The sequence below is a fragment of the Caulobacter hibisci genome (assembly GCF_016135805.1).
Classification (GTDB): Bacteria; Pseudomonadota; Alphaproteobacteria; order Caulobacterales; family Caulobacteraceae; genus Caulobacter; species Caulobacter hibisci.
Genome location: NZ_JADWOX010000011.1, coordinates 159,790 through 167,507, shown reverse-complemented (window position 1 = coordinate 167,507; position 7,718 = coordinate 159,790). Strand labels below are relative to the sequence as shown.

The 7,718-nt window shown below is 70.5% G+C and carries 10 protein-coding genes; 3 read left to right on the top strand and 7 right to left on the bottom strand.

Annotated elements, in window-relative coordinates:
- Nucleotides 1-120: 120 nt before the first annotated feature.
- Both ruvA and ruvC read right to left on the bottom strand, forming a co-directional pair.
- Entirely contained in the window at nucleotides 121-741 is a 621-nt protein-coding gene (ruvA, locus tag I4Q42_RS16400; protein WP_198577149.1) for a Holliday junction branch migration protein RuvA, read from the bottom strand.
- Nucleotides 738-1,253 carry a crossover junction endodeoxyribonuclease RuvC gene (gene ruvC, locus I4Q42_RS16395; protein ID WP_198577166.1) on the bottom strand — a complete coding sequence of 172 codons (516 nt, stop codon included), beginning with the start codon at nucleotides 1,251-1,253 and terminating at the stop codon, nucleotides 738-740. The genes ruvA and ruvC overlap by 4 nt, the downstream gene beginning before the upstream one ends.
- A 147-nt stretch (nucleotides 1,254-1,400) precedes the next feature.
- On the opposite strand from ruvC, the gene I4Q42_RS16390 reads away from it, so the two are divergent.
- Nucleotides 1,401-2,831 (top strand): M20/M25/M40 family metallo-hydrolase, encoded by a 1,431-nt coding sequence (locus I4Q42_RS16390; RefSeq protein ID WP_408611081.1) that lies wholly within the window; start codon nucleotides 1,401-1,403, stop codon nucleotides 2,829-2,831.
- A gap of 112 nt (nucleotides 2,832-2,943) precedes the next feature.
- Here the strand turns inward: I4Q42_RS16390 and I4Q42_RS16385 are convergent, their stop codons facing one another.
- The 4 genes from I4Q42_RS16385 to I4Q42_RS16370 all read right to left on the bottom strand — a co-directional run bounded on the left by I4Q42_RS16385 (nucleotide 2,944) and on the right by I4Q42_RS16370 (nucleotide 5,541).
- Nucleotides 2,944-3,876: a nucleoside hydrolase gene (locus I4Q42_RS16385; RefSeq protein ID WP_198577148.1), complete on the bottom strand. Its 933-nt coding sequence runs from the start codon at nucleotides 3,874-3,876 to the stop codon at nucleotides 2,944-2,946.
- 43 nt (nucleotides 3,877-3,919) lie between these two features.
- Nucleotides 3,920-4,612, bottom strand: a complete 693-nt coding sequence (locus I4Q42_RS16380) for an MgtC/SapB family protein (protein WP_198577147.1) — start codon at nucleotides 4,610-4,612, stop codon at nucleotides 3,920-3,922.
- Between the two features lie 227 nt (nucleotides 4,613-4,839).
- A complete protein-coding gene (locus tag I4Q42_RS16375; RefSeq protein WP_198577169.1) occupies nucleotides 4,840-5,025 on the bottom strand; it encodes a hypothetical protein in 186 nt (61 codons plus the stop codon).
- Nucleotides 5,026-5,136: 111 nt separating this feature from the next.
- Nucleotides 5,137-5,541, bottom strand: coding sequence for a hypothetical protein (locus I4Q42_RS16370; protein ID WP_198577146.1), 405 nt, complete (start codon nucleotides 5,539-5,541; stop codon nucleotides 5,137-5,139).
- A 223-nt stretch (nucleotides 5,542-5,764) separates the two neighbouring features.
- Between I4Q42_RS16370 and I4Q42_RS16365 the strand changes: the two genes are divergently transcribed.
- Nucleotides 5,765-6,235, top strand: a complete 471-nt coding sequence (locus tag I4Q42_RS16365) for a chemotaxis protein CheW (RefSeq protein ID WP_198577145.1) — start codon at nucleotides 5,765-5,767, stop codon at nucleotides 6,233-6,235.
- Between the two features lie 96 nt (nucleotides 6,236-6,331).
- A complete protein-coding gene (locus I4Q42_RS16360) occupies nucleotides 6,332-7,429 on the top strand; it encodes a Zn-dependent alcohol dehydrogenase (RefSeq protein ID WP_198577144.1) in 1,098 nt (365 codons plus the stop codon).
- A gap of 7 nt (nucleotides 7,430-7,436) precedes the next feature.
- Here the strand turns inward: I4Q42_RS16360 and I4Q42_RS16355 are convergent, their stop codons facing one another.
- A complete protein-coding gene (locus tag I4Q42_RS16355; RefSeq protein WP_198577143.1) occupies nucleotides 7,437-7,685 on the bottom strand; it encodes a hypothetical protein in 249 nt (82 codons plus the stop codon).
- Between the last annotated feature and the right edge of the window lie 33 nt (nucleotides 7,686-7,718).

Genomic DNA, 7,718 nt, shown 5'->3' with positions numbered 1-7,718 from the left:
CCCCCCCCCCCCGCCGCGCCCCCCCCCCCCCCCCCGGCCCCCGCCTCCCCCCCCCCCCCCCCCCCCCCCGCGGGCGGGCGGCCCGCGCCCGGCCGCCCCCCCCCCCCCCCGCGCAGGCGCTCACCGCCCCAGCTCCTGCAGACCGGCCTTGATCAGCGCCTGCACGGACGCCTCGTCGCCCAGCTTCGCCGCGGCGGCTTCGACCACGCGGCGGGCGTTCACTTCGGCGACGCCCAGGCCCATCAGGGCGGCGACGGCGTCGCCGGTGGCGGCGGGCTTGGCGGGGGCGGACGGCGTCGCGCTGGCCGAGGGCGCGGCGGTCAGCACCGGCCCGTCGGTGATCGGCTTGCCCTTCAGCTCGGTGACGATGCGCAGGGCCAGCTTGGGGCCCACGCCGTTGGCGCGGCCGACGGCGGCCTTGTCCTCGCGCGCCACCGCCGAAGCCAGTTCGGCGGGCGACAGCACGTCGAGCACGGCCATGGCGGCCTTGGGGCCGACGCCCTGGATCGCCTGCAGCAGCACGAAGGCCCGGCGGTCGTCGCGGGTTGAAAAGCCATAGAGCCGCAGGCCCTGGCTTTCGCTCCACTGGCTCTCGATGTGAAGCAGCGTCTCATCGCCCAGGGCCGGCAGGCGCTGGAGGGTGCGCTGGCCGCAGCGGACGATGTAGCCGACGCCCATGACGTCGATCAGGGCCTCTTCCTCGCCGACCTCGGCGACGGCGCCGCGCAGGCGTCCGATCATGCGACTCTCCTCGCCGTCCGGGCGTGGGCGTGGGCGATGGCGACGGCCAGCGCGTCGGCGGCGTCGGCGGTGGGCGCGCCGGCGGTCGGCAGCAGGCGGGCGATCATGAAGGCGACCTGGGCCTTGTCGGCCGCGCCGGTGCCCACCACCGCCTTCTTGACCACGGGAGCGGAATATTCGGCGACCAGCAGCCCGGCGCGGGCCGGGGCGATCATCGAGGCGGCGCGGGCGTGGCCCAGCTTCAGCGTCGACTGGGCGTTGGTGTTGACGAAGGTCTCTTCCACCGCCGCCTCGTCGGGGGCGTGCTGCTCGATCACCGCGCAGACGCCTTCGAACAGGGTCAGCAGCCGGTCGGAGAAGGCGGCCTTCTCGTCGGGAACGATGACCCCGTGGGCGATGTGGGTGATGCGCGAGCCGGCCACGCCGATCACGCCCCAGCCGGTGCGGCGGAGGCCCGGATCGAGGCCGAGGATGCGCAAGGGGCGATTCGCGTTCATCATGTGTTCTCGCAGTGTCGCCGGTTCCTGTCGCCAGGAAAAGCCGCGTCATGCTTAAGCACGGGTTAACGGAAGGCCGTGGTTTTCGCGCATGTGGCTTGCGCGCGGACGCGAAGCCCGCTCCTGTTCCGGCCACGTTTTACGACACTTGAAGGTCGGACCATGCGCCTGAAGGCTCTCTTCGCCACCACCGCGGCCCTCGCCGCCCTCCCCGTTCTTGCGCACGCCCAGCCGACGCCCGGCCCGCAGGTGACGCCGCGCCCCGACCAGACGGCCTTCCGGGCGCTCTACAAGGAGCTGGTCGAGATCGACACGACGCTGTCGAAAGGCAGCTGCACGGCGGCCGCACAGGCCATGGGCGCGCGGCTGAAGGCGGCCGGCTATGCCGACGCCGACGTGCAGGTGGTGGTCGAGCCCAAGCATCCGCGCGAGGGCAGCCTGGTGGCGGTGCTGCGCGGGACCGATCCGAAGTCAAAGCCGATCCTGCTGCTGGCCCATATCGACGTGGTCGAGGCCAAGCGCGAGGACTGGACGCGCGATCCGTTCACCCTGGTCGAGGAGAACGGCTATTTCTATGGACGCGGCACGTCGGACGACAAGGCCCAGGCCGCCATCTGGGCCGACACCCTGGTGCGCCTGAAGCAGAGCGGCTTCAAGCCCAGGCGCGACATCAAGATGGCCCTGACCTGCGGCGAGGAGAGCGAGGGCTATAACGGCATCGAGGACCTGGTGAAGAACCACCGTCCCCTCGTCGACGCCGAGTTCGCGCTGAACGAAGGCGCAGACGGCCTGCTCGACGAGACCGGCAAGGCCGTGGTGCTCGAGGTCCAGGCCGGCGAGAAGGTCTATCAGGACTTCACCCTGACCGTGACCAACCCCGGCGGCCACTCCAGCCGGCCCGGCCCGGCCAACGCCATCTACCAGCTGTCGGCGGCGCTCGACCGCATCGGCGCCTATCACTTCCCGACCCGCTTCAACGACGCCACGCGCGGCTACTTCACCCAGATGCAGACCCGCGTGCCGGCCGAGCAGGCGGCGGCGATGAAGGCCCTGGTGGCCAATGTGGCCGATCCCGAGGCGCTGGAGGTGATCACCCGCGACGCCGGCTGGAACTCGATGCTGCGCACCACCTGCGTGGCGACCATGGTCAGCGCCGGCCACGCGCCCAACGCCCTGCCCCAGCGCGCCACGGCCAACGTCAACTGCCGCATCCTGCCCGGCACGCCGGTGGAAGAGGTGAAGGCCAAGCTGACCGAGCTGGCCGCCGATCCGGCCGTGGCCGTGACCCTGGCCCACGAGGCCAAGCCCGCCTCGCCGCCGCCGGCCCTGACGCCGGCCATCATGGGCCCGATCCAGAAGGAAGCCGCCAAGCTGTGGCCAAACGTGCCGATCTTGCCGATCCTGCTGACCGGCGCGACGGACGGCGTACACACCAACGCCGCCGGCATCCCGACCTACGGCGTCAGCGGCCTGTTCGGCAATTCCGACGGCGACGGCGTGCACGGCCTGAACGAGCGCATGCGGGTGAAGTCGCTCTATGACGGGCGGGATTTCCTCTACGCGCTGGTCAAGGACTACGCGGGCGGGAAGTAGGTTGTGCGTGGTCCTCGCCCTTCGACAGGCTCAGGGTGAGGACCATTTTTCAGGCCCGGACAGTAGAAAAACCTCATCCTGAGCTTGTCGAAGGACGAGGTTTTCGCCCCCCTCAGGCCTCCGCCATCTCCACCCAGCCGAACAGCGCCTTGAGGATCAACGCCCGCACCGCCGGGGCGTCGACGCCGACGCAGACCTCGGCGTTGGGCTCGCCGTCGACGCGTTCGAGGCGGCCTTGGCGGTCGCCGTCGAGGATCACGCGAAGACGGGCCGGCTCGAAGGTGAAGGCCTCGGGCGCGACCAGGCTGGCGGCGGCGACGGCGTCGTGGGGGTGGCAGCCTTCGGCGCCCCAGGCCTTCTGGTGGAAGGCGATGTAGGGACCGGCCGCGCGGGTCAGGCGCGCGGAAAGGGGACTGCCGCAGCAGCGGGCGCCGCTGTCGAGCTCGGCGGCGGTGAGGGTCACCAGGCTGGTGACGTCCAGCGGCACCAGGCGCGGTTTGACCCCGGCCTCCAGGATACGGGCCAGGGCCTCGGGATCGCTCCAGCTGTTGAAGTCGGCGCCGCCGGCGGCCTTGCCCTGCACGGCGAAGGCTCCGGCCATGATGGTCGGCGACCAGCCCCGGAAGGCGGCCGGGTCGTCGAGCAGGCCCAGCGCCATATTGGTCAGCGGCCCCAGGAACAGCCCCGTCACCCGCCGGCGGGCCAGGAAGGCTAGCAGGCTGACCCCGTGGCCGCGATCCAGTTCCGGCAGCTTCCAGCGCTGGGAGAAGCCCGCGCCGTTGAGGCCGTCGGGACCGTGGGCCGGGCGCATACGCTCGACCCGGCGGCGGGCCAGCCCCGAACCGGCGCCGATATAGACCTCGGCCGGACAGCCCGCCAGGCGCAGCACCCCGCGCGCATTGGCGGCGGCCTGGTCGACATAGGTGTTGCCGAACACGGCCGAGACGGTGCCCACCTCGACGACGTCGCGCGCCCGCGCCAGCAGGGCGAGCGCGAGGGCGTCGTCCACGCCGCAGTCGGTGTCGATGTGCAGACGAAGCGCCATGGCGCGATCATAGCCGATACCCGTGTGACGGGAAGCTAGTGGTTCAGTCCTTGCGGGGCAGAATGTCGAACTCCACGACCCGCTGGTCGGCTTCCAGATGGCGGGCCAGTTCGCCGAGCCGCAAGGTCCCCTTGCCCGAGAACGGGCCCGACAGTTCGAACAGCGTCCCGCCCTCGATCAGGCGCTGGTTGATGCGGCCGCCCTCCAGTTCGTAGCCGGCCAGCAGGCCGCGCAGTTCGCTCTCGTCGACCAGGGCCTCGCGCCGGAAGCGGACGGCGATCTCGGCGTAGTTCTTCTGCGGCATGCGACGGTCGAGCCAGCGGGCGGCGCTGAGCACCCCGACGCTGAGCACGGCGCCGGCGATCGCCAGGTCGTACAGCGCCATGCCGAACAGCATGCCGAGCGCGGCGGTGATCCACAGCGAGGCGGCCGTGGTCAGGCCGTGCACCGACACCCCCTGCTGGAAGATCACTCCGCCACAAAGGAAGCCGACGCCGGTCAGCACGCCGTGGGCCATGCGGACGGGATCGATGCGCACTGTCTCCAGCGGCGCCGTCCCCATCCATTTGAGCTGGTGCACGGCGGCCAGCATCAGCAGGGCCGAGGCCAGGGACACCAGCATGTGGGTGCGCAGGCCCGCCGGCCGCGAGCGGTATTCGCGCTCGAACCCGACCGCGCCGCCGGCCGCCAGAGCGCCCAGCACGGGCAGGATGTATTGCAGGGAGACGGCGTCCATCCTGGCGGAACGGCCAAGTCGGCGCGGGGCTCCGCGAACCGTCCAAGGCCCTTCCGCCTCCGATGGGGGGAGAGGCGGAAGGAACCCCGGCTCGCCCGCCTCCTGGTCGGGGGACGGATTGGGCGGGCGCGCGGCCGGACGGTCCGGGGAACGAACCGTCGCCATGCCGAAGCTACGGAGCTATTCGCCAGTCGGATGCGCACCCTTCTGAAACTCGGCTGAAAAACCTAACCGAGACCGTTGACCATCTTGCGCAGACGGCGGGCGACGTCCTGCGGGCGGTCGGCGATCTGGTCGAACAGGGCCTGGACCTCGGCCTCCTCGAAGCCGGCGGCGCGCAGGGTGCGCCAGGCGCCCAGCAGCACGCTCAGGGCCACTTCCTGGCGGTCGGGAATGGTGACGGCGGCGGACATGGGGAGGCCTCCTGGACAAGCGGTACGGCCACAATGTTCATTTTTTGTTCTCAAATACAAGCCCCGACGCCGAGGGACGGCGTCGGGGCTGAAGGACGTCTGGCCGCAGGCTTAGCGGCAGACGGTGCGTTCGTAGACCGCGCCGCTGCGACGGTCGTAGTCGCGGGTGGTCCAGCAGTCCTCACGATAGCGGCGCGGGCCGTCGTCATAGCCGTAGCCGCGGCCGTAGTAGCGGGGCGGCGGGGGCGGCGGATAGTCGTAGCCATAACCATAGCCATAGGCCGGGCGGCTGTGGCGCGGGCGGTCGTTGTTGATCGACGAGCCGATCGCCAGGCCGACGATGCCGCCGACGATGGCCGCGGCGGCCACGTCGCCGCTGTCGCGGCCATGGTTGCGGTGGCGGCGCCAGTCCTGGGCCGAGGCCTGGGTGCTGGCCGCGACCAGCGTCACGGCGGCGAGGACGCCCAGGGTCTTGGCGGCGGCGACGCCCACGGTCTTGATCGATTTGACGGCCATCACGGCCTCCTTCGGAAAAGCTTGTCCCAAGCCTGGGCCTTCGCGCCTGAACCCCACCTGAACGCCGCTGTCAGGCGGCCGGGCCGAGGCGCATGGGCCATTTCGTCGCAGGCGCCGCCCCGCCTGAGCTACGCCGGAACGCCTTTTTTGTTCACCTTTCCACGCGATGATGCCCCTCGAACGTGGCCAGAAGGCCATCGACGCGACGAAGGCGGACGAAGCGATGTCGAGCAACAACACGGCCTACACCCCCGGCGAAGCCCTGCAGGTGCTGTCGTTCGAGGTGGGCGCCCAGACCTACTGCGTGCCGGTCGGCACGGTGCGCGAGATCCGCGGCGTCACGCCCCCCACCCCGCTGCCCGACGCCCCGCCGCACGTGCGCGGCGTCATCAACCTGCGCGGCCAGGTGATGCCGGTCATCGACCTGTCCGAACGCCTGGGCAAGGGCCCGGCCCAGGACGGTCCGCGCCAGGTGATCATCGTCGTCGAGAACGGCCGCGACGTGGCCGGCCTGCTGGTCGACGCGGTCTGCGACAGCTTCATCGTCGAAGCCAGCCAGATCAGCCCGCCGCCGTCGGTGGGCGAGGAAGCCTCGGCCCTGGTCTCGGCGGTGATCACCACCGACGCGGCCATGGTGGTGCTGCTGACCGTCGACGCCATCCTGCCCGAGCGTCCGATCGATCTGGCGGCGTAGGCGACGCCACTTCAAACAAATGTTTCGATAGCCTCTTCCGCTCGCCCCTTCGCCGGGGCTAGGGTCTCCGCACAACCATAAAGCGGGAGAGAGCGGATGAAGGCGGCGGTGCTGCGCGAGGTGGGCAAGCCCCTCGTCATCGAGGACGTGGCGATCGGCAAGCCGGGCCCGCGCGAGGTCCTGATCCGCACCAAGGCCGCGGGCGTCTGCCACTCCGACCTGCACTTCATCGAAGGCTCCTACAGCCACCCCATGCCCGCCGTGCTGGGCCACGAGAGCGCCGGGATCGTCGAGGCGGTCGGCGACGAGGTGCGCACGGTCAAGGTCGGCGACCACGTCATCACCTGCCTGTCGGTCTATTGCGGCCACTGCGAGGTCTGCCTCACCGGCCACATGAGCCTGTGCACCAGCCCCGAGACCAAGCGGCCCAAGGGCTCGGCCCCGCGGCTGTTCAAGGAAGACCTTAACGGCGTCACCGGGCCGATGGCCCAGTTCCTCAACCTGTCGTCCTTCGCCGAGATGATGCTGGTGCACGAACACGCCTGCGTCGCCATCCGCAAGGACATGCCCTTCGACCGCGCCGCCCTGCTCGGCTGCTCGGTGACCACCGGCATCGGGGCGGTGATCCATACGTCGAAGGTCCAGCCGGGCGAGACCGTGGCCGTCATCGGCTGCGGCGGGGTGGGCCTGGCCACCATCAACGGCGCGGCCATCGCCGGCGCCGGCCGTATCATCGCCATCGACCGCCAGCCCTCGAAACTGGAGCTGGCCAAGACCTTCGGCGCCACCGACGTGATCGACGCCAACGCCGGCGACGTCGTCAAGCAGGTGCAGGAGCTGACCGGCGGCGGCGTGCACCACAGCTTTGAGGCCATCGGCCTGAAGGCCACCGCCGAGCAGGCCTTCAAGATGCTGCGCCGGGGCGGCACGGCCAACATCATCGGCATGATCCCGGTCGGCACCATGATCGAGCTGCACGGCGTCGACTTCCTGGGCGAGCGCAAGATCCAGGGCAGCTACATGGGCTCCAACCGCTTCCCGGTCGACATGCCGCGCTTCGTCGACTTCTACATGAACGGCAAGCTGAAGCTGGACGAGCTGATCTCGCGCCGGATCAAGCTGGAGGACGTCAATTCCGCCTTCGACGAGCTCAAGCGCGGCGAGTTGGCGCGCTCGGTGATCGTCTTCGACTGAGGCGGCGTCAGGCGGCCTTGGCGGGGCGAGGCGCAGGATCGTCGTTGGGATCCGGCTCTGAACCCGCCTGGGCGTCGCTACCGTCGATGGCTTCCAGCACGTCGGCCTGGATCAGGCAGGACGAGGCCATCCATCGATAGAGATCCGCCTGGCGCTCTCCGACGACGGCGGCGCGTTCGGACAGCATCAAGGCCTTGCCTCTCAGGCGCTCGATCATCGGGCCGGCGGCGTCGGCCGCCGGGATTGGGTCAAGCATGGATTGCACCCCCTCGCCTTAAAGGCGATCGCC

Excerpts from the sequence above, each read along its gene's own strand:
- ruvA (WP_198577149.1), bottom strand. The coding sequence starts at position 741 with ATGATCGGACGCCTGCGCGGCGCCGTCGCCGAGGTCGGCGAGGAAGAG.
- I4Q42_RS16380 (WP_198577147.1), bottom strand. The coding sequence starts at position 4,612 with ATGGACGCCGTCTCCCTGCAATACATCCTGCCCGTGCTGGGCGCTCTG.
- I4Q42_RS16360 (WP_198577144.1), top strand. The coding sequence starts at position 6,332 with ATGAAGGCGGCGGTGCTGCGCGAGGTGGGCAAGCCCCTCGTCATCGAG.
- I4Q42_RS16355 (WP_198577143.1), bottom strand. The coding sequence starts at position 7,685 with ATGCTTGACCCAATCCCGGCGGCCGACGCCGCCGGCCCGATGATCGAG.
- I4Q42_RS16365 (WP_198577145.1), top strand. The coding sequence starts at position 5,765 with ATGTCGAGCAACAACACGGCCTACACCCCCGGCGAAGCCCTGCAGGTG.
- I4Q42_RS16385 (WP_198577148.1), bottom strand. The coding sequence starts at position 3,876 with ATGGCGCTTCGTCTGCACATCGACACCGACTGCGGCGTGGACGACGCC.
- I4Q42_RS16390 (WP_408611081.1), top strand. The coding sequence starts at position 1,401 with ATGCGCCTGAAGGCTCTCTTCGCCACCACCGCGGCCCTCGCCGCCCTC.
- I4Q42_RS16370 (WP_198577146.1), bottom strand. The coding sequence starts at position 5,541 with ATGGCCGTCAAATCGATCAAGACCGTGGGCGTCGCCGCCGCCAAGACC.
- I4Q42_RS16375 (WP_198577169.1), bottom strand. The coding sequence starts at position 5,025 with ATGTCCGCCGCCGTCACCATTCCCGACCGCCAGGAAGTGGCCCTGAGC.